Here is a 23,390-nt window from a genome sequence, read left to right on the forward strand (position 1 = left end):
CAATAGCTCCTCTTGTCCTAAGCTGGCCGTCCCCCATGGAGACTGCCGAATGAAAAAATTCTGTTGTGTGGTGCTGGCGCTGCTTCCGCTGACTGCTTTTGCTTATCCGATCGATGTGCAGAAGAACCTCAACGGCATGAAGATCGATTACGAGACCTTCGATACCGACAACGACATCGGCTCGATCCGGGTGGCCAACTACGGCGATGTCGATGCGACCTGCAAGGCGGTTTTCCAGAATGGTCCGGAAGCACCACGCACGCGCAATATCGACGTACCGGCGGGCAAGCATAAAAACGCCACGGCCAAGTTCACCCGCGAGATCATCAAGCTGCGCATCAACCTGACCTGCAGCCCGAAATAACACCGCCAGTCCCTTGTGGGAGCGGGCTTGCCCGCGAAGGCGTCGGTTCAGTCCTGCTTTTTGGAATGACGCGGCGCTGTCGCGAGCAAGCCCGCTCCGCAGGGGGTAAGCGCATATAAACGAAATATTCGATGCTTTGCAGCAATTATTTGCGCTTTTTCATCGATTCGGCTCTGTATAGCCTTCACTCCATCGACTTACAACATTCTCGGATGGAGGCTACACAACATGTCCCGCGTTCTGATCATCGAAAGCAGCGCCCGCCAGCAAGACTCGGTGTCCCGTCAACTGACCCAGACCTTCATCAACCAGTGGAAAGCTGCACACCCCGCCGATCAGATCACCGTGCGTGACGTCGCCGTGAACCCGGTCCCGCACCTGGACATCAACCTGTTGGGCGGCTGGATGAAGCCTGCCGATCAGCGCAGCGACAGCGAGCAATCGTCGCTGGATCGCTCCAACGAATTGACCGATGAATTGCTCGCCGCCGACGTGCTGGTGATGGCCGCGCCGATGTACAACTTCGCCATCCCGAGCACCCTCAAGGCCTGGCTCGATCACGTGCTGCGTGCTGGCGTGACCTTCAAGTACACCGAAACCGGCCCGCAAGGCCTGCTCAGCGGCAAACGTGCCTACGTGCTCACCGCTCGCGGCGGCATCTACGCCGGCGGTCCTGCGGATCATCAGGAACCGTACCTGCGTCAGGTGATGGCGTTCATCGGCATCCACGACGTGACCTTCATCCACGCCGAAGGCATGAACCTCGGTGGCGACTTCCAGGAGAAGGGCCTGAATCAGGCCAACGCCAAGCTGTCCCAGGTCGCCTGACACGTTAATCGCCAGATAATCGCTGATTGTTTAAGTGACCTGGCGCAACCCCTTCAAGGCTCTACGCGCATCGAACCTCCCTTTGCACTTGTTGCTCCTGAGTGCCGTAGCCCGATTGAACGCATTAGCGAGATCGGGCTTTTTTTTGCCTGTATTTTTTGAACGACGCAAAACCTCCTGTGGGAGCGGGCTTGCTCGCGAAGCCGGTGCGTCAGGCGAGATCAATGTTGAATGACACGCCCCTTTCGCGAGCAAGCCCGCTCCCACAGGGATTTGTATTGTTCGGGGTTCGCGGTCCGGCACAAAAACCGCTATCGTCGCCGCCATTCAAAATAGGGGCGAGCATGGGCTATCTACTTTTTGTCACGCTGATCCAGGCGTTTTCCTTCAGTCTGATCGGCGAATACCTGGCCGGACACGTCGACAGCTACTTCGCCGTGCTGGTGCGCGTGGTGCTGGCCGGGCTGGTGTTCATCCCTCTGACCCGCTGGCGCTCGGTGGAACCCGCGTTCATGCGCGGCATGCTGCTGATCGGTGCGCTGCAGTTCGGCGTGACCTACGTCTGCCTGTACCTGAGCTTCCGTGTGCTGACGGTGCCGGAGGTGTTGCTGTTCACCATCCTCACGCCGCTGCACGTGACGCTGATCGAAGACGCACTGAACCGCCGCTTCAATCCGTGGGCACTGATTGCGGCGCTGGTGGCGGTGGGCGGCGCGGCGGTCATCCGCTTCGACAGCATCAGCCCGGACTTCTTCATGGGGTTCCTGTTGCTGCAACTGGCCAACTTCACCTACGCCGCCGGCCAGGTCCTGTACAAACATCTGGTGGCCAGACACCCGAGCGATTTGCCGCATTACCGGCGTTTCGGCTTCTTCTACCTTGGCGCATTGGCGGTAGTGCTGCCGGCATTCCTGCTGTTCGGCAAAGCGAATTTTCTGCCGGAAGCGCCATTGCAGTGGGGCGTGTTGCTGTTCCTCGGTCTGGTCTCGACCGCGCTGGGCCTGTACTGGTGGAACAAGGGCGCGTGCATGGTCAACGGCGGCACCCTGGCAGTGATGAACAACCTGCATGTGCCGGTGGGATTGCTGCTGAATCTGCTGATCTGGAATCAGCATGAGGAATTGGGGCGGTTGTTCCTGGGAGGCAGCGTCATCCTCGCTGCGGTGTGGATTAGCCGCCTCGGCATCCGCACATCACCCACCACCGCATAACCCCCGTGGAAGAGGGCTTGCCCGCGAAAATGGTGTGTCATCCAACGCTATGTTGATTGATCTGGCGTCTTCGCGAGCAAGCCCGTTCCCACAGTTTTGATCTGTGGATTACATGAGGTGCTTTTGTGGCTCGGGAATGCTTGCCGAGCCGAGCACGGCTGGCAGCAGGCCAGAGCGCAGGTCCCCGCCACTCGGCTGCTGATACAGGCTCAAGCCAAACTCCGGTAACACCGCCAGCAGATAATCGAAAATATCCCCCTGAATGCGCTCGTAATCCGCCCACGCCGTGGTGCGAGTGAAGCAGTAGATCTCCAGCGGAATGCCCTGCGCGGTGGTCTGCATCTGGCGGACCATGCAGGTCATGTTCGGCTGGATGTCCGGGTGACTCTTCAGATACGCCAAGGCATAAGCGCGGAACGTGCCGATGTTGGTCATGCGCCGACGGTTCGCCGACATCGCCGCGACATTGCCCTGTGCCTCGTTCCACGCCTTGAGCTCGGCTTTCTTGCGGCTCATGTAGTCGGTCAGCAGGTGCACCTGGGAGAGTTTTTCTTCCTCGTCATCGCGAATGAAGCGCACGCCGCTGGCGTCGATGAACAGGCTGCGCTTGATTCGGCGCCCGCCCGATTGCTGCATGCCGCGCCAGTTCTTGAACGACTCGGACATCAGCCGCCAGGTCGGGATCGAGACGATGGTCTTGTCGAAATTCTGCACCTTGACCGTGTGCAGGGTGATGTCGACCACATCGCCATCGGCGCCGACTTGCGGCATCTCGATCCAGTCGCCGACCCGCAGCATGTCATTGCTGGTCAACTGCACGCTGGCGACGAACGACAGCAGCGTATCCTTGTAGACCAACAGAATCACCGCCGACATGGCACCCAGACCGGACAGCAGCAACAGCGGTGAACGGTCGATCAGCGTCGCGACGATGATGATCGCGCCGAACACGTACAAGACCATTTTCGCCAGTTGCACGTAGCCTTTGATCGAGCGGGTGCGGGCATGCTCGGTACGTGCATAGATGTCGAGCAGGGCGTTGAGCAGGGCGCTGACCGCCAGCAGCAGGAACAGAATGGTGAACGACAACGCCACATTACCGAGGAAGGTCATGGCCGTTTTGCTCAGTTCCGGCACCAGATGGAGGCCGAACTGGATCACCAGCGACGGCGTCATCTGCGCCAGGCGCTGAAATACCTTGTTGTGGCGAAAGTCATTGATCCAGTGCAGTGCCGGCTGGCGGCCGAGCATGCGGCTGGCATGCAGGATCAGATAGCGCGCCACTCGTCCGAGCAACAGCGCGATCACCAATAACACGGTCAGCGCGAGCCCCGCCTGCAAGAGCGGATGCTGTTCGAGGGTGCCCCAGAGGTCCTGGGCGTTGAGCCAGAGCTGTTTGATATCCATAAATACAACGATTCTTCTGTAAGACGCGACGGATGATTAGAGCACTTAAGACGCTGCGTATTACCGTTGGAGACAAATAAGGCAACAAAAAAACCACAGATTGCGGCCGTTTGCATAAAGAAACTCGGCCTGAGCGCTCGAAACCGGTAACCTATGCAGCTGTTTTTTTGCATATCTTCGAGGTAGCACCCGTGTTTTCCCAATTCGCCCTGCACGAACGCCTGCTAAAAGCTGTGGCCGAGCTGAAATTTGTCGAGCCAACGCCTGTGCAAGCCGCGGCCATTCCGCTGGCGCTCCAAGGGCGTGATTTGCGGGTGACTGCGCAAACCGGTAGCGGTAAAACTGCCGCTTTCGTTCTGCCGATCCTCAATCGCCTGATCGGCCCGGCCAAGGTTCGCGTCAGCATCAAGACCCTGATTCTGCTGCCGACCCGCGAACTGGCCCAGCAGACCTTGAAGGAAGTTGAACGCTTCTCGCAGTTCACCTTCATCAAGTCCGGCCTGATCACCGGCGGTGAAGACTTCAAGGTGCAGGCCGCCATGCTGCGTAAAGTGCCGGACATTCTGATCGGTACCCCGGGCCGGATGATCGAGCAACTCAACGCCGGCAACCTCGACCTGAAAGAAGTCGAAGTGCTGGTGCTCGATGAAGCCGACCGCATGCTCGACATGGGCTTTGCCGAGGACGTGCAGCGTCTGGTCGACGAATGCCCGAACCGTCAGCAGACCATGCTGTTCTCCGCCACCACCGGCGGTTCCGGCCTGCGCGAGATGATCGCCAAGGTGCTGAACAACCCTGAGCACCTGCAGCTCAACGCGGTCAGCCAGCTGAACTCGACCACCCGTCAGCAGATCATCACCGCCGACCACAACCAGCACAAAGAGCAGATCGTCAACTGGCTGCTGGCCAACGAGACCTATCAGAAGGCCATCGTTTTCACCAACACCCGCGCCATGGCCGACCGCATCTACGGTCGCCTCGTGGCCCAGGAATACAAAGCGTTCGTGCTGCACGGCGAGAAAGACCAGAAGGATCGCAAACTGGCGATCGACCGTCTGAAGCAGGGCGGTGTGAAGATTCTGGTGGCGACCGACGTCGCGGCCCGTGGTCTGGACGTGGATGGCCTGGATCTGGTGATCAATTTCGACATGCCGCGCAGCGGCGACGAGTACGTGCACCGCATCGGTCGTACTGGCCGTGCCGGTAACGACGGCCTGGCGATCTCGCTGATCTGCCACGGCGACTGGAACCTGATGTCGAGCATCGAGCGCTACCTGAAGCAGAGCTTCGAGCGCCGGACCATCAAGGAAGTCAAAGGCACCTACGGCGGGCCGAAGAAGGTCAAGGCCTCGGGCAAAGCCGTTGGCGTGAAGAAGAAAAAGACTGACGCCAAAGGCGACAAGAAGAAATCCGCCGCCAAGACGCCGACCAAACGCAAGAGCGCCAACCGTCCGAAGCCGGACTCGTTGGTGAGCAGCGACGGCATGGCACCGCTCAAGCGTCGCAAGCCAGCAGAGCCTGCGGCTGAATAAGGCGTTTCAGGCGCACAGAAAAAACCCGGGACAGTGTCCCGGGTTTTTTTTCGTCCATCAGTTGCCGAGCTGGCCACTGGTGTCGGCGTCAAAGCGCCGGTTGGCCTGATCAGCCGCCGGCTTCAATGCTGCGAGCAAAGCTGCCTCGCTGTACAACCGCGTGACCGCCAGCGCCTTCGGCGTCGGCTTGATCGGGATCAGCACATCCTCATCGTCGGCGTGCAGCCAGATGGCGACAACGTGCAGTGCCGAGACAAACAGCACGCGCAGCTCAACGGTTTTGCCTTGCAATTGTGGCGCCTGTTCCGCCAGTTTCAGCGCAGCCACCGTCGCAGCGGCGTGTTCGCCGTGGTTCAGCGACGCGAACTCGACATGCCCACGCAGCTCGGTCAATTGCGCATCGGCCATCGTCACGCCGTCGGCAAACACCAGATAATGCCAGTCACCGACCCTGGCGTCTTTCAGGCCCTTGCCGTCGCTCAGGTCTTCCAGGCTGAGCGAATAGCCGCGGTAGGCCTCGCTGAGACTGATCTTCGCTGCAGCGGCACTGGCAAATTGGCGATTGGCGCCAAAGCCTTGGGTTTGCAACGCGGCTTGCAGTGCCGGGCGCAGAGTCTTGACGCCATTGGAAGGCGCTTTCGGATAAGTCAGTTGCATGATGTCGCCCTCCTAGTTTTTTACGGTGAAGTAGGTGTGAGTCCAGTTGCCGCCACCGTTGTAGGCGCGGGGGAACGCGTTCAGCGCACGGGTCGAATAGCCGTAGATCGAGTCCGCGACCAGCACATAGTCGCCATGGGTGCCGTAGATCGTCAGGAAATGCGCACCGCCGCCGTACCAGGCGCAACGCAGGCCGACCGGGCGGCCCATGCTGATCTGATTGCGAATGGCCGACATCTGCAATGAACCCTGATTCATGCCGTTGTAGCTGCGGGTGGTTTGCAGGGCCGAGTCCAGATAGCCATAAACGTTGCACGGCCCCGGCTGATTGCAGCAGTTGCGATCAAGCTTAGTGCTGGCGACGCCGCACTGGGTCCAGTTGCCGGTGCGGTAATAGTTGCCGACCGATGCGGAAACGGCTGCCCAGCACCAGTTGGTCTGGGTTTGTTGCTGCATGTTGAAGTTGAGGCTGCCGGCGGCGAGGGCGCTGAGCTGTTCAGCGGCTTCGATGTCGACCAGTTGCGGGTCGAGCAGATGGTTGGCGAGGCACCTTGGCAGTGATTCGCCAGTGAATCGTGTTGCTGCTGTGGTTAACATTTTTCAATCCTCCATGAGTGAAAACGAGCGTCCAGCTTGTTGGGGTGGTGCGGTAATGCCGAGCGATCGGCGTTCAACGGTTGCCATCTTCAATGACCGGTTCCGATCTCCTTGCTCGAGGTAACCCTAGTCATGAATATGCGTTTATGCAAATAAATAAATGCATTTGTGCATTTTCAAGGACAAAAGATTGCAGCCTGCAACAGCCCCTGCGTTGGTCGGTGCAGGCGCTGTTGCAGGCTGCGATCTTTTGTTGTCAGCTTTCGGCTTTTTTCTCAGCGCTACCGAGTTCTTTCAAGCGCTGATCAATCAACTGGCACTTGTCCGGCAGATCCTTGCTGGCCGTGCCCAAGTCCATTTTCTGCAACTCGGCGTTGATTTCCTTGGCCTTGGCCGGATTCTGCTCGGTCAGCTTCGAGACTTCCTTGGCCAGTTGTTCCCGTTTGGCGGTGGCTTCTTCCGGCGTACAAGCCCAGACGGGCAGGGCGCAGGCGAGGGTGGCGGCGAGGGTGAGCTTGATCAGGGTTTTCATCGGGGCAGGCCTCAGTTCCGGTTAAGGCGGGTTAACCGGTTGAGGCCTTGAGCAGGTGGAAAGTTCAGAAACTCTGGCAGCGGGCTTGCTCCGACAAAGCCTCTCAGTTTCCGTGGCAGCCACTGGATTTTGCCGCTCCCTCATAGCGATCATGATGCCGAACCCACTCCATGATCTCGTCTTCATTCCTGCCTTTGGGCGTGAGGTCCAGATAGTTGTAGGCGCCGACCAACATGTCGAGACCACGGGCATACGTGGAATACGTATGGAAGATGTCACCGTTTGCGTTGCGATAAAACACGCTCAGCCCCGGCATTTCTTCCTCGGCGCTGTCAGTTTTTTCGTAGTTGTACGTAGCCTTTCCGGCGGCGACATCGTCGGCGCGGGCGCAAACGCCGAAGTCATAATTGAAGTCGCAACCTTCTGACGACACCCAGTCGAACTTCCAGCCCATCCGCCGTTTAAATTCCTGGAATTCGTTGAATGGCGCATGGGAAACCGCGACCACTGCGATGTCGTGGTGCGCCAGATGCTGGTTGGCGCCATCAATGTGGTCGCTGAGGAATGAGCAGCCCTGGCAGCCTTCCTCCCAGTCTTTGGCGAACATGAAGTGGTAGACGATCAACTGACTGTGCTGACCGAACAGGTCGGCCAGTTTCAGTTCGCCGTTCGGGCCTTGGAAATGGTAATCCTTGTCAACCATCACCCATGGCAATGCGCGCCGTTGGGCGCTGAGTCGGTCGCGTTCCCGGGTGAACGCTTTTTCGTCGGCGAGATGGTGTTTACGGGCGGTGAGCCACTCTTCGCGCGACACCACCGGATGATGCTCAAGGTTCATGATGATTTCTCCTGCGGGGGTTGAAACCGTCTGTTTCAGACTAGTCGTATATCCCTGTGGGAAATCGACAGACCGTCGGTCGGTCGGCACAGGAAATGCGGCTGAACGGCGGCGAGCCACTCCGGTCACAACCTATGAACGCGCCATAACTCTTGCGCACCGGAGGTTGAATCAGGATGACGACTTATAACTGGGATTTGATTGAACGCTTGCTCCACGAAGTGCAAAACAGTGCCGGGCACAGTTTCGCCCCGCGTAGTTACGCCGAAGACTACGCAGCGGCCAAGGCCAGTTCAGGCGAGCCGATCGAGAATCTGGATCACCTGAAAACCCTGGCCTGCGAGTACGAGCGGACATTGCTGTTGCGCGGCTACATTGCGCCGCGCCCGGATGAAGAGGGCAGCACCGGCAATAATTTCGTGCTGACACCCCGTGGCTCGAGCCTGTTGAGCCTGATCGACAGCAGCATTCCCGGCAATGATCATCCGCGTCAGGTGCTGGATGAGCAGGAGGATGCGCTGGCCGAGGCGACGTTTGATGAGGTTGCTTCAAAAGCGCAAATCGCCTGAGATCAAAGATATCCCCATTTGGGAGCGAGCCTGCTCGCTCCCAAATGGATCTTCGTCTTGTTCAGGTTTTTTGTGCGGTCTTCAAGCACTTGAGGTCGTTGAAGTCTTTACGCACACCTTCAATTTTTTTCAGCAACCGCTGGCGCTGTTGCGGCGTGCTTTCGGCCATCAGGTCCACCGCCAGCGCACGTCCCTGCGCTTCGGTATTGGCGTAGGCCGTGCGGTAATCCGCTGTCCATAAACGCTCACGATTGACCAGAAGCGTCTCGATTCGTTGTGGGAATTCGGGACTTTTGCGTTGGGCCACAGCAGCACTGAACTGCTGCTGCCAGTGCGCACGGTTGGCGATCCATTGGGTGTTCTGATCACCGAGGGCGGTCGACCAGGCCATCACCCGCTGTTCCTGAGTGGCGCTCAATGGACCCAGCCAGTCGTTCAGGCGTTTAACCATACGCGCGCCGCGCTCGGCAATTTGCTGAGGGACCGCAGGTTTGACGTATTCCTGCTGACGCTTGCGCAAATCCTTGGCAAACGCGTCATTCATCTCGGCCACCTGATTGTCATCCAGACCCTGCAACAGTTCGATGGCTGACGGAGTGATTTCCTTCGCGGTTTCGGCAATCGCCTGCTTGGCTTCCGCAGTGCGCGCCTGCAGCGCGGCGTCGGTGACCTGATTGGTTTCGACCATGGTCTGCAAGCGATCAAGCCAATCCAGATAGCCCGGCAATTGCGTGGTGCAATGCCAGCTCAGGTGCTCCTTGAGGCGTTCGTTGAACCAGCCTTTCTGCTCGCCGTTCATGTCCAGATAATCGCCGAGCGTCCACGGAATGATCACGTCGAGGTTGCGATAGGCGAGGCCGACGCGGCTACAGGCGCCGAGGGCGAGGGTGAACATCAGCAGCGCGGCAATGTGCTTGAACCAGCGAGACATGGGCAAATCCTTGCGAGAGCCTGGCTTCGGGAATCTGATTCTTATGTGATGCAGGATGCGCGCGGCAGTTCAGCCGATCAATAGAATGCGCGTGCGGCCCTTAGGGTGACGAGGCCGTCGCACTGGCTGTTGTGCCCGGAGTACGCCGAGCAATCACTGCCGCTGAGGCTGGAGTCGCTGTAGATCAAGTCAAGGTCGACGCCCATGAACGGCCGCGACAACTTCACCGACCAGTCAGTGAAACTGCTGACATACCCGCCGTCCACCGCCGCCGGCGTATTGAGCTGGTGGGTGGTGTATTTCATGCTGAGCCCGATGCCAAAGGGCTGATTGCCGCCCAGGTCGGCAAACAAGGTGTTGTTCTGTTTATCCGGATCGTTGCTCAAGGCGATGCCGAAGCGGCTGCCGAGCAGGGTCAGGCCGCCGAACAGTTCCTGACTGTCGAGGGTTTCCAGGCGGGGATAGCTGTAATGAATCATCCCGACTTCGTAGCCGAGGATCTGGTCGAAGGGCTGTTTGAAGCCGACGTAGGAGTCGATCTCAAGGTTCTTGCCCGGGCTGATGCCCATGCTTGGAGCGTACTGGCCGACGTACAAGCCGCTGTCGTGGCTCAGGTCGAGGCCGCCATGAAACGAGCCAACGGCGGCAGGTTTGACCAACCCTTGGGCCATGCTGCGACTGGGCGTGGTGCCGAGCTTGAGGTCGAAGTCGCCGAGTTCACGCTGGAAAACCTGTGCATGCACGGCCGGGCCTGCCATCAGGCCTGCGAGCAATAAACAGAAAGATTTGCGCATGCGTCACTCCATGAACCGCGAGCGCAGGGCGAATGGCCTGCTGAAACGCTTGATCTAGACGCGTGCAAGGATACCGGCGAATACTCGGCACTGATGGCCGTTCGTCGATTTCTATAAGATTGATTAAACAGAAGGGGAGGGGCGGGGTGCCAGTCCAGGCGCTTTGAAGCTCAAAGCGCCTCTGGACGGGTGTAAAACCGGGTGTTACTTCTTGCCCAGGCTGATCTGCTTGGACGGGCCGAACGTCTGGCCACTGACGCCTTTGGCAATTTGCTGGATCTCGCCGCCGGACTTGAGGAACGCTGCGATCTGATCGTTGATCGATTCGCTGGTTTCAACGGCTGGAGCTGGCTTTGCTTTGCTGGTGGATGCTTTTACACGCATGGCGGCCATTAACCTGTAGAAAAGTAACTCGGCCAGGCATCGTACAGGAATAACTTGACAATTGCTTGGTAAATATCCCCCGGAATAACCAGTCGCGGCACTGCATTATTCTCGATTCAATATCCGAAATACTTGGCTAACCTGCTGTTTTAAATAAGAACATTACTGAATTCTGACGGTATGGTACTCGGTCGGAAGGGCGCATGGCCGACTGACGAGCGGCACCCGGCATGGCGCAGATCAAGGAAAATCAAGGCTTTGCGCAGAATGACCGGCAACCGCCGATCTACCGCCCAACGTCGCAGGCAAAAACGGGTAGAATGCCGCCCACGCAATGAGGGTTCTGGAAATGGCTTTAGTCGGGCGTTACAACAGTTTGCAAGTGGTTAAACACACTAACTTCGGTTTATATCTGGACGGCGGTGCCGACGGCGAGATTCTTTTGCCCAACCGTTATATCCCCAAAGATATTCCCAGCGAAGATGAAGACTGGCTCAACGTATTTGTTTATCTGGACAGCGAAGACAAACTTCTCGCTACCACTGAAAAACCAAAAGTTCAGGTCGGCGAATTTGCCAGCCTGAAAGTTGTTGAAGTCAACAGCATCGGCGTGTTCCTCGATTGGGGGTTGCCGAAAGATCTGCTCCTGCCGTACTCCGAAGAAAAACGGCAGATGACCGCAGGCGAGTACTGCGTGGTTCACGTTTACCTCGACAAACATACCCGCCGCATCACCGCCACTGCGCGTCTGGATCGCTACCTCGACAAAACCCCGGCCAACTACAGCCAGGGCCAGGAAGTTGATCTGCTGGTTGCCGAAGCCACCGATATGGGCTTCAAGGCGATCATCAACAACAAGCACTGGGGGCTGATTCACAAGAATGAAATCTTCAAGTTCATGCGCGCCGGCATGATCGAGAAGGGCTACATCAAGGAAGTGCGTGCCGACGGCAAAATTGCCCTGAGCCTGCAACCGGTTGGCCAGGAAGCGGCCAGCAGCCTGAACTCGAAGATCCTCGCCAGGTTGCGTGATAACAGCGGCACCTTGGCGGTCAGCGACAAGAGCGATCCGGCGCTGATCAGCAGCCTGTTCGGTGTCAGCAAAGGCAACTTCAAGAAGGCCATTGGTGCGCTGTACAAAGAAGGCAAGATCGTCATCCATGCCGATCGCATTGAACTAACCTGAGCCTTGCGTGGCCCATCTTGCATGGGCACACATGAGGTCGGTTCGATGAAAAAAACGCTGATAGCCTACGTCGCCACGCTGGTGATGTTTCTTTTGCTCGACGGCCTCTGGCTCGGCCTGTTGATGGCGCCGACCTATCGCGAACTGCTCGGTTCGCTGATGCTGGAAAAACCGCTGCTGGTGCCCGCAGCGGTTTTTTACGGCCTGTATGTTTTCGGTTGTGTGGTGTTTGTGGTGTTGCCGGCCGTGACGTGGCAATGGGCGGCGAAGCGGGGCGCGCTGTTGGGGCTGGTAGCTTACGGCACGTATGACCTGACCAATTGGGCGACGTTGCGCGGCTGGTCGGCGCAGGTGTCGTTGATGGATTGGGCGTGGGGGACGTTTGCTACTGCTGTGGCTTGTAGCGTCGGTTTTTTGCTGGCGAGGCGGTTGGGCAAGGTCTGATTCGAACTATAGGTAAGCAATGCCGGTCCTTCGCGAGCCGACAGCCACCCACTGCTGCCGCCACTGAAGAAGCAAATGTCTTTTCCAGACGGTTTTTTCTGTCTGACTGATTGATAATCCCCGGCACTGTTTGTTGACCATTGGATGGCCTGCCATGTTGTGTGTGTTCGAGGTGTTGCGGTGAGTATCGAGCGGCGCAATGCCGACCGTTTTGCCCTGCAAGTGATGATCGGTCTGTGCCTGATCTGGGGCGTGCAGCAGGTAATGATCAAGTGGGCGGCGCCGGACATCGCGCCAGTGATGCAGGCGGCAGGGCGTTCGGGGATATCCGCGTTGCTCGTCGGTTTGCTGATCTGCTGGAAGGGCGGCTGGGATCAGGTCGGCAACACCTGGCGCGGTGGTTTGCTGGCCGGTGCGCTGTTTGGTCTGGAGTTCTTCTTCATCGCCGAAGGTCTGCAACTCACCACCGCCGCGCACATGTCGGTGTTTCTCTACACTGCGCCGATTTTCACCGCGCTGGGCGTGCATTTTCTGTTGGCCAGTGAGCGCCTGCGGCCGTTGCAGTGGCTGGGGATTTTGCTGGCGTTCATCGGCATCGCGATTGCCTTTGCCGGCGGTGTGTCATGGGACAACCTCGACCGGCGCATGTTGCTCGGCGATGCCTTTGGCGTGTTGGCCGGTGCCTGTTGGGGCGCGACCACGGTGGTGGTGCGCGCCTCGCGTCTGTCGGAAGCCCCGGTGACGTTGACCCTGTTTTATCAACTGATTGTCGGCTTTGTCGGCCTGCTGTTGATCGCCTTGTTCAGCGGTCAGATCACCCATGTCAACCTGACCCCTGTGGCCGTGGCCAGTGTGCTGTTCCAGGGGCTGGTGGTGTCGTTCTTCAGCTACCTGATCTGGTTCTGGCTGCTGCGCCGTTATCTGGCGGCCAACCTGGCAGTCTTCTCGTTCATGACGCCGCTGTTCGGCGTCACCTTTGGCGTGATTCTGTTGGGCGAACCACTGAGCGTGAACTTCGTCATTGGCGCCGTGCTGGTGCTGCTCGGCATCACCTTTGTCAGCGCCGAGCAGTGGCTGCGCAGACGTTTGCGCCAAGCGCTGGGCCAGCGCTAGTCGATTGCATCGCCAGCCCACCGGCGATCAGCAAACCGCTGCCGGCGATCACCAATGCCGGTTGCAGGCCACCGCTGAAATGGCTGCTCAGCGCTGCCAGCAACGGGCCGCTGAGCTGGCCGACGGCAAAGCACGCGGTCAGCATCCCGGCATTGCGCTGTGTGGCGTGGGGTGCGATGTCCCGCGAGCGTTGCATGACCAATTGCATGCAGGCGAGGAACGGCGTGCCACAGAGGATCACCCCCAATGCCAGACCGAGGCCGCTGCTTATCAGGCAGGCGAACACCCCGGCTGCTTGCAGCCATAACGTCGCCATCAACCAGTGCCGGGTCGTCGCGGGGTCGTGGCGACGCAGGCTCACCAGCAACACGCCGAGCGCGGCGGCCAGACCGAAGCTCGGCCAGAACATGTCCGCCTGCCATTGACCGTGGAACTGCGCGTTGGCCATTTGCGAGAGAAACGTTGCGGGAATGATGTAGCCGATTCCGTAAAGGGCATAAATGATCGCCAGACGACCGATGCCTCGATTCGATAGGCCGGCGTCAGTCATCGCCACCGGTAAGCCGCTGACCGGTGGCGGCAGAATGCGCCAGATCCCGAGCATCATCACCAGCGCTGCGGCGGCGTAGATCAGCCACAGCGTCGCCGAGGTCTGATTGAGCAGATGTGAGACCAGCGCCAGCGACCCTGTCAGAAAAATTCCCAACCCGGGCCCGGCGAAGACCAGTGCGCCCAAGCGCGGACGACCCGCTGCCGCTGCCAGTGGCTGGCTTAGAGACGTGATCATCACCAGCACCCAGGCGCTCGCCACCCCGGTGCCGAAGCGCAGCACCCAGTGCGACCAGAAACCAGTGGCCCAGAACGACGCCAGCGTCAGCAACACGCACAGCCACAAGCCACCGTGCAGGCGCCGCTGAACCTGCTGCGGGCGGTGCGCGAACATCGCGTCCACCGCGCCGAGCAGGTAGCCCAGGTAGTTGGCCGCCGCAATCAGACCGGCGGCCGTGAGGTCGAACTGACCTTCGCTGAGCAGGTGCGGCATTTGTGGCGTGAGGGCGAAACGTCCGATGCCCATGGCCATCATCAGGGCGACGAAGCAGGCGGATAAGCGAATCAGGGGCGACATGGTCGGGATTCCTTCGAAGGATCAATGACCGTCAGGCTAGGACTGATTGACTTTCTTTAAAATTGAATAATAGTGAGTAACTTGTTCTGTTGTGGAGAATGCTTGTGGAGTTCAGCCAATTGCGGATCTTTCAGGCCGTCGCCGAAGAAGGGTCCATCACCCGCGCCGCCGAGCGCTTGCACCGCGTGCCGTCGAACCTGTCGACCCGGCTCAAGCAACTGGAAGAGCAACTGGGCGTAGAGCTATTCGTCCGTGAGCGTCAGCGTTTGCAACTGTCGCCTGCGGGAAAAGTCCTGTTGGACTACACCGACAAGTTGTTCGCATTGCGTGATCAGGCCAGCGCGGCGGTGATGGGCGGGCAACCGGCGGGGGATTTTGTCCTGGGGACGATGTACAGCACGGCGGCGATTCATCTGCCGGCGTTGCTGGCGCGTTATCACAAGCAATACCCGGCGGTGAACCTGCAAGTGCAGTCGGCGCCGAGCGGCGAGTTGCTCGAAGGTCTGCTCACCGGTCGGCTCGATGCGGCGCTGGTCGATGGCCCACTGGAACTGGCCGGGCTGGATGGTGTGCCGTTGTGCGAAGAGCGGCTGGTGCTGATTACCGAAACCGATCATCCGCCCGTGCGCAGTGCCAGGGATGTCGAAGGGCGTTCGGTGTTCACCTTCCGTCAGGGCTGTTCGTACCGCATGCGCCTGGAGGCGTGGTACGCGCATTACCACGCGGCGATGGGCCGGGCGATGGAGATCGAGTCGTATCAGGGCATGCTCGCCTGCGTCATTGCCGGCAGTGGCGTGGCGTTGATGGCGGAGTCGATGCTCGCCAGCCTGCCGGGCCGCGAAAGCGTCGCCGCGCATCCGCTGGCCGATCCGTTCGCGGGTGCGACAACGTGGCTCATGTGGCGCAAAGGCATGGTTGGCGCGAACCTGAACGCCTGGGTTGAGGTCCAGCAAGCGGTCTATCCTGCGGCTCAGATCGAAACCCGAGAAACAGCCTGAACCCATGCCGGCGAGCTCTGTTCAATTCAGTAACAGATCATTGCGGATTTGGCCGAGCATTGCGCAGGACTTCGGACTATTATCAGTGCGAAGCGGCCTCAGAATTCCGGCCGCTCAGCACCACCCTGAAGGGGGCATGACGATGAAAGAGAAAATTCAAAACTGGCTGCACGACCTGGGTGTTGCCCTCGGCTTGATCGAACCGCCCATGCAACCTGTACCGATCCGCACCGATGACGAGCAACGCCGCCGTCAACAACGGCGCCGGTAATGCCCCTGATCTGAAGATCAACGGATAAAGATCAAAATATCGCAGCGTTCGGCAGCTTCTACCTGAAACGGTGCAGCAGCAGCCGAAGTCTGCGAACTTTTGCTTTCAATGCCGGCTGATCTCCAGCAAAAACCGGCTCAAGTCATTCGCGGTCTTCGCGGTCTTGAGCATGCGGTCTTCCTCGGCGGTGAACGCCGTCAGTCCGAATTCATCTTCCAGATGGAAGATCAGATCTTCGATATCGGCTTTCTCCAGACCCAGTTGCCCCAGGCTGGTGTGGTCGTTGAATTCACGATTTTCCAGCAAGCGGCGGATGAACCGGTGCACGGCGGCACGCACGGCAGCTCTTCTCATGGCAGTCTTTTCGATGGTTGTGCTCTTGAGTGAAGCAGCCCTCAGACGTGCCCGCGCAACCACTCGTCAATCATCGAACGTAAATGCTCACCGGAAAAACTGCCGAAGTGACCGCCATGCACAGTACGGATCGGCAACGCCTGCAAACGCCGCAGGCTGGTGGCGTAATCCTCCAGATTGGAGTGGTAGGCGTCTTCGATCAGCGGCCCGTCGTAAATGATGTCGCCGCTGAACAGGGTTTGCGTCGCCGCCTCATACAGGCTGATACCGCCCGGCGAATGCCCCGGTGTGTGCAGCACTTGCAGCGTGCGATTACCCAGATCCAGCACGTCGCCGTCCTCGACAAAACCTGTCGCCGGCGCCGCTTTGACCCGGTATTCGGCGTAGCACAACGGGCAATCCGGGTGCGCTTCGAACATGTCATCGCCGACGAACGCGCGGCTCAGATCATTCTCCCCATCCGGCGCCGCAAGGATGTCAGCCTCGGCCGGGTGCACCAGGCGTTCCGCAAACTCATGATGGCCGGCAATGTGGTCGAAGTGGCAATGACTGGCCACCGCCACTAACGGGCGTTCAGTCAGCCACGGCAACTGCTCACGCAAGCTGACCAATCCCGAACCGCTGTCCAGCAACAGGTCTTTGTCGCGGCCCTGCACGTGCCACAGGTTGCAGCGGTAGAACGGGCGGATATACGGCTCATGGATCAACCGAATGCCATCGCTCAGGTGCTGCACTTCAAACCATTGATCGCGCGAAACAATCTTCATCAGCCATTTTCTCCAGACGAAAAAAACGGGTGTGGCAACCGACGCCACACCCGTCGAAGAAAGCATCAAGTCGTTACATCAAGCTTAGATCGCGCTCGCCACGGTGGCCGGGCGCGGGGAGGCCAGGCTGACCACCACAAAACTCACCAGACCCACTGCCAGGCTGTAGTAGATCGGCGTGTTCGCATCCAGACCGTCCTTGAACATGAACAACAGTGCGGTCGCGAAGCCCAGGCCCATGCTGGCGATGGCGCCGGCGGTGGTCGCGCGTTTCCAGAAGATCGCCCCGATCAGTGGGACCAGCATGCCGCCCACTAACAGGTTGTAGGCCAGCGTCAGGGCGCTGATCACATCATTTACCACCAAGGCGATACCCAGCACCGCGATGCCGGTGAGCAGCGTAAACAAACGGCTGACGGCAACGTTGGACTGCTTTCCGCCTCGCAGTTTCGGCAGCAGGTCTTCGGTCAGGGTGGTGGACGCGGCCAGCAGGCCGGCACTGGCGGTGGACATCATGGCCGCCAGCGCTGCGGCGATCACCAGGCCACGGATGCCGTCCGGCAGAGAGACTTTGACGATGGCGGCGAAGGCGTTGTTGACGTTGTCCAGATCCGGAATCAGCACATGTGCCGCCATCCCGATCAATGCGCAGACCAGGCCGTAGATGATGCAATAGATACCGGCCGAGGTGCCGGCGTATTTCGCGACTTTTTCGCTTTTGGCGGTGAATACGCGCTGCCAGATGTCCTGACCGATCAGGATGCCGAAGAAGTAGATCATGAAGTAGGTGATGATCGTGTCCCAGCCGATGCTGGTGAAGTTGAAGCTGGCCGCCGGCAACTGCGCCACCAGTTGATCCCAGCCACCCACGCGGTACAGGCAGATCGGCAGCAACAGAAACATCAGTCCGACGGTCTGGATACCGAACTGCACGATATCCGTCAGTGTCAGCGACCACATGCCCCCGATGGTCGAATAGATCACCACAATACCGCCGCCCAGCAGCACGGAAATCCAGAACGGCAGGCCGAACAGCACTTGCAGAACGGTACCGATCGCCAAAACCGAGGTCACGCCGATCATCAGGGCATAGGCGAGCATGATGGTCGCACTCGCGGTTCTCGCCATCGGGTTGTAGCGTTTTTCGAGCACCTGGGTGACGGTGAAGACCTTCAGTTTCAGTAAAGGCTTGGCGAGAAACAGGTTCAGCGCAACGATGCCGCAACCCAGTGCCGCGCACAGCCAGAAACCGGAGATGCCGTGTACATAGCCCAGTCGTACTGTGCCGACGGTGGACGCACCACCGAGCACGGTTGCCGCCATGGTGCCCATGTACAGCGACGGGCCGAGGTTGCGGCCCGCGACCAGGTAGTCTTCGTGGGTTTTGGCCTTGCGCATGCCGTAGTAGCCGAGTATCAGCATCGCTGCGGCGTAGATGAGGACGACGAATAAATCCAAAGCCATGATGGCGTGTCTCCGATTGTCTTTTTTATGGTGAAACAAATGTGGTTCTGTATGGCGGCCCTGTGTGGGAGCGGGCTTGTTCGCGAAGGCGGCGGCACATTCAAAAGTGATGTGACTGATAGACCGCTTTCGCGAGCAAGCCCGCTCCCACAGGGGATCTGCGTCAGGCGGCCTGACGCAGTTCAGGTTTTTCCATGACCTGGCTGCGCACATCCTTCGGGCCGAACACTTCGCGCGGTTCCGGGAACAGGCTCAGCAGCGTCAGGTAAACCACCGAAGCCAGGCCGAGGGTCACCGGCAAACTGATGTCGATGCCACCGGCGATTTCACCCAGCGGGCCGACGAACTGCCCCGGCAAGTTCACGAAGCACAGGCCAACCGCCGCGCTCGGAATCCATGCACCGAGGCCGCGCCAGTTCCAGCCGTGGCTGAACCAGTAGCGTCCGCCTTGTTCGCCGCGAGTGAACACTTGCAGGTCATCCGGGCAGTAGAAGCCGCGACGCACCAGCAGACCGATGATCATGATCACCATCCATGGCGTGGTGCAGGTAATGATCAGCACGGCGAAGGTCGACACGCTCTGCACCAGGTTCGCGGCAAAGCGCCCGATGAAGATGAAGGCAATCGACAGCACGCCAATCAGCAGCGTCGCTTTCACCCGCGAGAGAACCCGTGGGAACACGCTGGACATGTCCAGCCCGGTGCCATAGAGCGAGGTGGTGCCGGTGGACATGCCGCCGATCACCGCAATCAGGCACACCGGCAGGAAGAACCAGCTCGGCGACACCGCCAGCAAACCGCCCACATAGTTGTTTGCCGCGATGTAGTCCGGCGCTTTGATCGCGACGATGGTCGCGGTGGCCAGGCCGAACAGGAACGGGATGAACGTGGCGATCTGCGACAGCACCACGGCGGCCATGATGCGTTGCTTGGAGGTTTCACGCGGGATGTAGCGCGACCAGTCGCCGAGAAACGCGCCGAAGGAAATCGGGTTGCTCATCGCCACCAGCGCGGCGCCGATGAACGCGGCCCAGAAACCCGGCTGACCGAGGTTCACCGTACCGGCGTAGTTCACATCGAACGGACCGGCGAAGGCGAAGATGCCCAGCAGGAACAACAGGCTGGCGCTCCACACCGCGATCTTGTTCACCCACAGCAGAAAGCGGAAGCCGTAGATGCACACGGTCAGCACCAGAATCGCGAACAGACCGTAGGCCAGGCCCAGGGTCAGGTCGGTTTCCGGCAGACCGATCAGGCGTTTCGCACCACCGATCAGCGCATCCCCTGAACTCCACACCGAGAGCGAGAAAAATGCGATGGCGGTCAACAGCGACAGGAACGAACCGACGATCCGCCCGTGCACGCCGAAGTGCGCACCGGACGACACGGCATTGTTGGTACCGTTGAGCGGGCCGAACAGGCCCATCGGTGCGAGGATCAGCGAGCCGAGCAGCACGCCCGACACAATCGCCCAGACGCCGGCCTGAAAAGACAGACCGAACAGCACCGGGAAACTGCCGAGCACGGCGGTGGCAAAGGTATTGGAACCACCGAAGATCATCCGGAACAAGTCCGTCGGGCCTGCGGTGCGTTCGTGGTCCGGGATCTGTTCGACCCCGTGGGTTTCAATGTGCGTAAGGCTTTTGTCGTTGTTGTTGTTATTCATGATCTGCTCCGATCATAAAGGCGCGCTCATCGTGCGTGAGCGTCACCTGTCTTGGCTAAGGGGATGGCAGCCCTTCCGGCATTGCGGACAAATGTTCGTGACAGGCCAGCCAATGGCCTTGTTGTTCTAGGCTCGACGCTTGTTTCTTGAAAACAATCGTCTCGCGCTCCTGGCTGAAGTGTTGCTCCCCTTGCATGCGCAGCTCGGTGGCCACGTCATGGATGAAAATCGCCACGTCACCCTGCAGGCTGACGAAGGCGTTGCTCGACGTGCACGACAGCACTTCGAAGCCATCCTCGGCGCGCCAGCTGTCCCACAAGGCCTGATAGGCATCGCGCGACAGCAACGGCTGGTCGAGGGTGTAGAAGACGAAACTCGCATCGGCGCTGAACGCGCCGAAGTAAGCTTCGCGATCGTTACGGGCAAAGGCGGACACCAGTTCGGCGGCCGCTTGCAAAACCTGATCACGTTCGTTCATGACCCGATCCTCAACGATGGACCACGCCAGGCAGTACGCAGAGCATTTCGTACAGCAGGTTGGCGGCCAGCAGCGAGGTGTTGCCGGTGGTGTCATAAGCGGGCGAGACTTCTACCAGATCGCAACCGATCAGGTCGAGGCCTTGGCAGCCACGAACGATTTCAATCGCCTGAATGGTCGTCAGACCACCGATTTCCGGGGTGCCGGTGCCTGGCGCCCAGGCCGGGTCGATGCCGTCGATGTCGAAGCTGAGGTACACCGGACCGCCACCGACTTTCTCGCGCACTTCGGCCATCAGCGGTGCCAGCGACTTGTGCCAGCATTCTTCGGCCTGAACCACGCGGAAGCCCTGATCGCGGCTCCAGTTGAAGTCGTCAGCGGTGTAACCCTGAGCGCGCAGACCAATCTGCACGACACGGTCGCAATCCAGCAGACCTTCTTCGACAGCGCGGCGGAAAGTGGTGCCGTGGGCGATCTTTTCGCCAAACATGTGATCGTTGACGTCAGCGTGGGCATCGATGTGCACCAGACCGACCTTGCCGTGCTTTTTATGGATCGCACGCAGGATCGGCAGGGTGATGGTGTGGTCGCCACCCAGGGTCATCGGGATCACGTTGTGCTCAAGGATGTTGTCGTAGGCTTCTTCGATGATGCGCACGGCGTCGAGCAGGTTGAAGGTGTTGATTGCCACATCACCGATGTCGGCGACCGACAGCGAGTCGAACGGCGCCGCGCCGGTGGCCATGTTGTACGGGCGGATCATCACCGATTCGGTGCGGATGTCGCGTGGCCCGAAGCGGGTGCCGGGGCGCAGCGACGTGCCGATGTCCAGTGGCACGCCTACGAAGGCAGCGTCCAGGCCGGCAGCGGTCGGTACATGGGGGAGTCGGAGCATGGTGGCGATGCCGCCGAAGCGCGGCATTTCGTTGCCGCCCAGTGGTTGGTGAAGAATCTTGTCCACGGGTAGGGCCTCATCGTCTTTGTTTTATTTATGTCGGCGCGCCGTTGAGCACGGGTTCGGACGCCGCTGTGGGGCCGATGATGCGAAATGTAGTGCGACGGAAGAATCGCTACGGGCAAAAACTTAGTTCAGATTTTTCTAAACTAATGGGCGACGGGCGATTAGACTTTGTCGGGTTCGGGTCGTGTGATCGGCAGGAGATCGTTGCCCTCACCCCAGCCCTCTCCCCCAGGAGAGGGAGCTGATCTCTATTGCTTTCGAATCCTGAGTTCGACTCGATATCGCAGGTCGGCGTAAATCCTCATAACAGCTCGGTAGGCTCCCTCTCCCTCCGGGAGAGGGCTGGGGTGAGGGAAGGTTCTATCAGGCAACACATCTCTAAAGCCCGGAGTAGGCATGGCCAACGCTTTACCCGACCTGAAACTGTTGCGCATCTTCGTCAGCGTCGTGCGGCACCAGGGGTTCGCCAACGCGCAGCAGGAACTCAATCTGTCGACCTCGGCGATCAGCACCTACATGAGCCAGCTCGAAGCCGCGCTCGGCCTGGTGCTGTGCCATCGCGGACGCGGCGGGTTCAGCCTGACCAGCAAGGGCGAGTTGTTCCACCAGGAAACCCTGCGCCTGCTCGCCGAACTCGAAGGTTTCGAGCAGTACGCCGCCGCGCTCAAGGGCGAACTGCGCGGCACGCTCAACCTCGGCGTGATCGACTCCACCGTCAGTGACAAGGCGTTACCATTCGCCGAAGCCATCGGCGCCTACAGCCAGGAACACCCGGCGGTGCATTTGCATCTCTCGGTCATGAGCCCCTATGAACTGCAACTCGGCGTGCAGGACAACCGTCTCGATCTGGCCATTGGCGCGTTTTCCACACGCATGAGCGGTCTGGTCTACATGCCGCTGTACCGTGAACAGCACTGGTTGTATTGCAGCAGCCGCCATCCGCTGTTCAACGAGCGGCGCATCCCCGAGCAGGTCATCACGCAGCAACGGATGGTCGGGCGCGGTTACTGGAGCCAGGCGGAACTGGCCCGGCACGGTTTCAAGCACAGCGCCGCGACTGTGGAAAGTATGGAGGCGCAGCTGATTCTGGTGCTGTCCGGCGCCTACATCGGTTACTTGCCGGAGCACTATGCTCAGGCGTGGGCCGACAAGGGCGATTTGCGCGTGTTGCTGCCAGCGACGTTCGGTTATCAGGCGCCGTTTTCGATGATCATGCGCCGTGGCCGCAGCCGCGAGCCACTGATCCAGACCTTCCGTGATTTGCTCAAAGCCCAGCTCAATCAGGCTTAGCTTGCAGGAAAAAAGTATGTCCAGACCCCAATGCCCGCGCTGCCTGCGCCCCCAGACCCATTGCCTGTGCCCGCTGATCCCGAACCTCGACAGCCGCACCCGGGTGCTGCTGTTGCAGCATCCGAGCGAGGTCAATCACGCGTTGAACACTGCGCGTCTTGCCGTGCTGGGGTTGAGCAATGCCGAGCTGATTGTCGGTGAAGTGTTCGAGGATTTGCCGACGCTGTTGAATCGCCCGGGGTATCAGGCGCGGTTGTTGTTTCCGGCGGATGATGCCCAACCGATGCAGGCTTACGGTGAGTCTGATGAGCCGTTGCTGCTGGTGGTGCCGGACGGCACCTGGCGCAAGGCGCGCAAGATGCTGCACCTCAATCCGCTGCTGGCGGCGTTGCCACGGGTGACGCTGGCAGAGGGCGGCGTGTCGCGCTATCGCTTGCGCAAGGCACCGGGGCCGGGGGCGTTGTCGACGATTGAGGCGATTGTGCAGGCGTTGCAGACGCTGGAGCCGTCGGCGTCATTCGAGCCGTTGCTCAAGCCGTTCGAGGCGTTGATCGAGGGGCAGATTGCGGCGATGGGGGAGGAGACCTTTCAGCGTAATCATTCGAAATGATGGGTGTTTGTGCGGGCG

The 23,390-nt window shown here is 59.6% G+C and carries 27 protein-coding genes; 12 read left to right on the forward strand and 15 right to left on the reverse strand.

Going from position 1 to position 23,390, the window contains the following annotated elements; genetic code table 11:
• Positions 1–49: 49 nt before the first annotated feature.
• From AACY19_RS20800 to AACY19_RS20810, 3 genes are all read left to right on the forward strand, one after another.
• Positions 50–364: a 3-phosphoglycerate kinase gene (locus AACY19_RS20800; RefSeq protein WP_339453502.1), complete on the forward strand. Its 315-nt coding sequence runs from the start codon at positions 50–52 to the stop codon at positions 362–364.
• A gap of 228 nt (positions 365–592) precedes the next feature.
• Positions 593–1,192 carry an FMN-dependent NADH-azoreductase gene (locus tag AACY19_RS20805; protein WP_339453504.1) on the forward strand — a complete coding sequence of 200 codons (600 nt, stop codon included), beginning with the start codon at positions 593–595 and terminating at the stop codon, positions 1,190–1,192.
• A 344-nt stretch (positions 1,193–1,536) separates the two neighbouring features.
• Positions 1,537–2,403 (forward strand): carboxylate/amino acid/amine transporter, encoded by an 867-nt coding sequence (locus AACY19_RS20810; protein WP_339453506.1) that lies wholly within the window; start codon positions 1,537–1,539, stop codon positions 2,401–2,403.
• 108 nt (positions 2,404–2,511) lie between these two features.
• On the opposite strand, the gene AACY19_RS20815 is transcribed toward AACY19_RS20810, so the two are convergent.
• Entirely contained in the window at positions 2,512–3,810 is a 1,299-nt protein-coding gene (locus AACY19_RS20815; protein WP_339453508.1) for a mechanosensitive ion channel family protein, read from the reverse strand.
• A gap of 191 nt (positions 3,811–4,001) precedes the next feature.
• On the opposite strand from AACY19_RS20815, the gene AACY19_RS20820 reads away from it, so the two are divergent.
• Positions 4,002–5,342, forward strand: a complete 1,341-nt coding sequence (locus AACY19_RS20820; protein ID WP_339453510.1) for a DEAD/DEAH box helicase — start codon at positions 4,002–4,004, stop codon at positions 5,340–5,342.
• A gap of 57 nt (positions 5,343–5,399) precedes the next feature.
• On the opposite strand, the gene AACY19_RS20825 is transcribed toward AACY19_RS20820, so the two are convergent.
• The 4 genes from AACY19_RS20825 to AACY19_RS20840 all read right to left on the reverse strand — a co-directional run bounded on the left by AACY19_RS20825 (position 5,400) and on the right by AACY19_RS20840 (position 7,966).
• Positions 5,400–5,999: a hypothetical protein gene (locus AACY19_RS20825; RefSeq protein ID WP_339453511.1), complete on the reverse strand. Its 600-nt coding sequence runs from the start codon at positions 5,997–5,999 to the stop codon at positions 5,400–5,402.
• A 12-nt stretch (positions 6,000–6,011) separates the two neighbouring features.
• On the reverse strand, positions 6,012–6,596 hold the full coding sequence (locus AACY19_RS20830; RefSeq protein WP_339453513.1) for a papain-like cysteine protease family protein: 585 nt from the start codon (positions 6,594–6,596) through the stop codon (positions 6,012–6,014).
• A 256-nt stretch (positions 6,597–6,852) separates the two neighbouring features.
• Positions 6,853–7,128 (reverse strand): hypothetical protein, encoded by a 276-nt coding sequence (locus AACY19_RS20835; RefSeq protein ID WP_339453515.1) that lies wholly within the window; start codon positions 7,126–7,128, stop codon positions 6,853–6,855.
• 103 nt (positions 7,129–7,231) lie between these two features.
• Entirely contained in the window at positions 7,232–7,966 is a 735-nt protein-coding gene (locus AACY19_RS20840; protein WP_339453517.1) for a DUF899 domain-containing protein, read from the reverse strand.
• Between the two features lie 176 nt (positions 7,967–8,142).
• Between AACY19_RS20840 and AACY19_RS20845 the strand changes: the two genes are divergently transcribed.
• Complete coding sequence (locus AACY19_RS20845; RefSeq protein ID WP_339453519.1) at positions 8,143–8,535, forward strand: transcriptional regulator; 393 nt, start codon at positions 8,143–8,145, stop codon at positions 8,533–8,535.
• A 61-nt stretch (positions 8,536–8,596) separates the two neighbouring features.
• Here AACY19_RS20845 and AACY19_RS20850 read toward each other — a convergent pair whose 3' ends face one another.
• The 3 genes from AACY19_RS20850 to AACY19_RS20860 form a co-directional block, all read right to left on the reverse strand.
• On the reverse strand, positions 8,597–9,466 hold the full coding sequence (locus AACY19_RS20850) for a DUF6279 family lipoprotein (RefSeq protein ID WP_339453521.1): 870 nt from the start codon (positions 9,464–9,466) through the stop codon (positions 8,597–8,599).
• A 77-nt stretch (positions 9,467–9,543) separates the two neighbouring features.
• A complete protein-coding gene (locus AACY19_RS20855) occupies positions 9,544–10,260 on the reverse strand; it encodes a TorF family putative porin (protein WP_339453523.1) in 717 nt (238 codons plus the stop codon).
• 204 nt (positions 10,261–10,464) lie between these two features.
• Entirely contained in the window at positions 10,465–10,653 is a 189-nt protein-coding gene (locus tag AACY19_RS20860; RefSeq protein ID WP_016985943.1) for a hypothetical protein, read from the reverse strand.
• Between the two features lie 340 nt (positions 10,654–10,993).
• Here AACY19_RS20860 and AACY19_RS20865 point away from each other — a divergent pair, with 340 nt between their 5' ends.
• From AACY19_RS20865 to AACY19_RS20875, 3 genes are all read left to right on the forward strand, one after another.
• Positions 10,994–11,830, forward strand: coding sequence for a CvfB family protein (locus AACY19_RS20865; RefSeq protein WP_339453525.1), 837 nt, complete (start codon positions 10,994–10,996; stop codon positions 11,828–11,830).
• A gap of 45 nt (positions 11,831–11,875) precedes the next feature.
• Complete coding sequence (locus AACY19_RS20870; protein WP_339453527.1) at positions 11,876–12,274, forward strand: DUF2177 family protein; 399 nt, start codon at positions 11,876–11,878, stop codon at positions 12,272–12,274.
• Between the two features lie 180 nt (positions 12,275–12,454).
• Positions 12,455–13,387, forward strand: coding sequence for a DMT family transporter (locus tag AACY19_RS20875; RefSeq protein WP_339453529.1), 933 nt, complete (start codon positions 12,455–12,457; stop codon positions 13,385–13,387).
• Here AACY19_RS20875 and AACY19_RS20880 read toward each other — a convergent pair.
• The gene (locus tag AACY19_RS20880) at positions 13,332–14,513 is read right to left on the reverse strand and encodes an MFS transporter (protein ID WP_339453531.1); all 1,182 of its coding nucleotides are present in this window, start codon (positions 14,511–14,513) and stop codon (positions 13,332–13,334) included. The genes AACY19_RS20875 and AACY19_RS20880 overlap by 56 nt on opposite strands.
• A 104-nt stretch (positions 14,514–14,617) precedes the next feature.
• Between AACY19_RS20880 and ptrR the strand changes: the two genes are divergently transcribed.
• Positions 14,618–15,511, forward strand: a complete 894-nt coding sequence (gene ptrR, locus AACY19_RS20885; RefSeq protein ID WP_339453533.1) for a putrescine utilization regulator PtrR — start codon at positions 14,618–14,620, stop codon at positions 15,509–15,511.
• A 142-nt stretch (positions 15,512–15,653) separates the two neighbouring features.
• Positions 15,654–15,782, forward strand: a complete 129-nt coding sequence (locus AACY19_RS20890) for a PA1414 family protein (RefSeq protein ID WP_257737111.1) — start codon at positions 15,654–15,656, stop codon at positions 15,780–15,782.
• A 105-nt stretch (positions 15,783–15,887) separates the two neighbouring features.
• Here AACY19_RS20890 and AACY19_RS20895 read toward each other — a convergent pair whose 3' ends face one another.
• The 6 genes from AACY19_RS20895 to speB form a co-directional block, all read right to left on the reverse strand.
• Complete coding sequence (locus tag AACY19_RS20895) at positions 15,888–16,136, reverse strand: acyl carrier protein (RefSeq protein ID WP_339453534.1); 249 nt, start codon at positions 16,134–16,136, stop codon at positions 15,888–15,890.
• A 41-nt stretch (positions 16,137–16,177) separates the two neighbouring features.
• Positions 16,178–16,903 carry an MBL fold metallo-hydrolase gene (locus AACY19_RS20900; protein WP_339453535.1) on the reverse strand — a complete coding sequence of 242 codons (726 nt, stop codon included), beginning with the start codon at positions 16,901–16,903 and terminating at the stop codon, positions 16,178–16,180.
• Positions 16,904–16,987: 84 nt separating this feature from the next.
• On the reverse strand, positions 16,988–18,367 hold the full coding sequence (locus AACY19_RS20905) for a sodium:solute symporter (RefSeq protein ID WP_339453536.1): 1,380 nt from the start codon (positions 18,365–18,367) through the stop codon (positions 16,988–16,990).
• Between the two features lie 163 nt (positions 18,368–18,530).
• A complete protein-coding gene (locus tag AACY19_RS20910) occupies positions 18,531–20,033 on the reverse strand; it encodes a purine-cytosine permease family protein (RefSeq protein ID WP_339453537.1) in 1,503 nt (500 codons plus the stop codon).
• A gap of 55 nt (positions 20,034–20,088) precedes the next feature.
• Positions 20,089–20,511, reverse strand: coding sequence for a YybH family protein (locus AACY19_RS20915; RefSeq protein ID WP_339453538.1), 423 nt, complete (start codon positions 20,509–20,511; stop codon positions 20,089–20,091).
• 10 nt (positions 20,512–20,521) lie between these two features.
• Positions 20,522–21,472: an agmatinase gene (speB, locus tag AACY19_RS20920; protein WP_003222717.1), complete on the reverse strand. Its 951-nt coding sequence runs from the start codon at positions 21,470–21,472 to the stop codon at positions 20,522–20,524.
• Between the two features lie 396 nt (positions 21,473–21,868).
• Between speB and AACY19_RS20925 the strand changes: the two genes are divergently transcribed.
• Both AACY19_RS20925 and AACY19_RS20930 read left to right on the forward strand, forming a co-directional pair.
• Complete coding sequence (locus AACY19_RS20925) at positions 21,869–22,762, forward strand: LysR family transcriptional regulator (protein ID WP_007956593.1); 894 nt, start codon at positions 21,869–21,871, stop codon at positions 22,760–22,762.
• A gap of 16 nt (positions 22,763–22,778) precedes the next feature.
• Complete coding sequence (locus AACY19_RS20930) at positions 22,779–23,372, forward strand: tRNA-uridine aminocarboxypropyltransferase (protein ID WP_339453539.1); 594 nt, start codon at positions 22,779–22,781, stop codon at positions 23,370–23,372.
• Positions 23,373–23,390 lie beyond the last annotated feature (18 nt).

This window comes from Pseudomonas sp. EA_5y_Pfl2_R50 (genome assembly GCF_963970475.1).
Taxonomy (GTDB): domain Bacteria; phylum Pseudomonadota; class Gammaproteobacteria; order Pseudomonadales; family Pseudomonadaceae; genus Aquipseudomonas.

Bases quoted from the DNA above. Each gene is read 5' to 3' on its own strand.
- AACY19_RS20800 (WP_339453502.1), top strand. From the start codon at position 50: ATGAAAAAATTCTGTTGTGTGGTGCTGGCGCTGCTTCCGCTGACTGCT.
- AACY19_RS20805 (WP_339453504.1), top strand. From the start codon at position 593: ATGTCCCGCGTTCTGATCATCGAAAGCAGCGCCCGCCAGCAAGACTCG.
- AACY19_RS20810 (WP_339453506.1), top strand. From the start codon at position 1,537: ATGGGCTATCTACTTTTTGTCACGCTGATCCAGGCGTTTTCCTTCAGT.
- AACY19_RS20815 (WP_339453508.1), bottom strand. From the start codon at position 3,810: ATGGATATCAAACAGCTCTGGCTCAACGCCCAGGACCTCTGGGGCACC.
- AACY19_RS20825 (WP_339453511.1), bottom strand. From the start codon at position 5,999: ATGCAACTGACTTATCCGAAAGCGCCTTCCAATGGCGTCAAGACTCTG.
- AACY19_RS20830 (WP_339453513.1), bottom strand. From the start codon at position 6,596: ATGTTAACCACAGCAGCAACACGATTCACTGGCGAATCACTGCCAAGG.
- AACY19_RS20835 (WP_339453515.1), bottom strand. From the start codon at position 7,128: ATGAAAACCCTGATCAAGCTCACCCTCGCCGCCACCCTCGCCTGCGCC.
- AACY19_RS20840 (WP_339453517.1), bottom strand. From the start codon at position 7,966: ATGAACCTTGAGCATCATCCGGTGGTGTCGCGCGAAGAGTGGCTCACC.
- AACY19_RS20845 (WP_339453519.1), top strand. From the start codon at position 8,143: ATGACGACTTATAACTGGGATTTGATTGAACGCTTGCTCCACGAAGTG.
- AACY19_RS20850 (WP_339453521.1), bottom strand. From the start codon at position 9,466: ATGTCTCGCTGGTTCAAGCACATTGCCGCGCTGCTGATGTTCACCCTC.
- AACY19_RS20855 (WP_339453523.1), bottom strand. From the start codon at position 10,260: ATGCGCAAATCTTTCTGTTTATTGCTCGCAGGCCTGATGGCAGGCCCG.
- AACY19_RS20860 (WP_016985943.1), bottom strand. From the start codon at position 10,653: ATGGCCGCCATGCGTGTAAAAGCATCCACCAGCAAAGCAAAGCCAGCT.
- AACY19_RS20865 (WP_339453525.1), top strand. From the start codon at position 10,994: ATGGCTTTAGTCGGGCGTTACAACAGTTTGCAAGTGGTTAAACACACT.
- AACY19_RS20870 (WP_339453527.1), top strand. From the start codon at position 11,876: ATGAAAAAAACGCTGATAGCCTACGTCGCCACGCTGGTGATGTTTCTT.
- AACY19_RS20880 (WP_339453531.1), bottom strand. From the start codon at position 14,513: ATGTCGCCCCTGATTCGCTTATCCGCCTGCTTCGTCGCCCTGATGATG.
- AACY19_RS20890 (WP_257737111.1), top strand. From the start codon at position 15,654: ATGAAAGAGAAAATTCAAAACTGGCTGCACGACCTGGGTGTTGCCCTC.
- AACY19_RS20895 (WP_339453534.1), bottom strand. From the start codon at position 16,136: ATGAGAAGAGCTGCCGTGCGTGCCGCCGTGCACCGGTTCATCCGCCGC.
- AACY19_RS20900 (WP_339453535.1), bottom strand. From the start codon at position 16,903: ATGAAGATTGTTTCGCGCGATCAATGGTTTGAAGTGCAGCACCTGAGC.
- AACY19_RS20905 (WP_339453536.1), bottom strand. From the start codon at position 18,367: ATGGCTTTGGATTTATTCGTCGTCCTCATCTACGCCGCAGCGATGCTG.
- AACY19_RS20910 (WP_339453537.1), bottom strand. From the start codon at position 20,033: ATGAATAACAACAACAACGACAAAAGCCTTACGCACATTGAAACCCAC.
- AACY19_RS20915 (WP_339453538.1), bottom strand. From the start codon at position 20,511: ATGAACGAACGTGATCAGGTTTTGCAAGCGGCCGCCGAACTGGTGTCC.
- AACY19_RS20925 (WP_007956593.1), top strand. From the start codon at position 21,869: ATGGCCAACGCTTTACCCGACCTGAAACTGTTGCGCATCTTCGTCAGC.
- AACY19_RS20930 (WP_339453539.1), top strand. From the start codon at position 22,779: ATGTCCAGACCCCAATGCCCGCGCTGCCTGCGCCCCCAGACCCATTGC.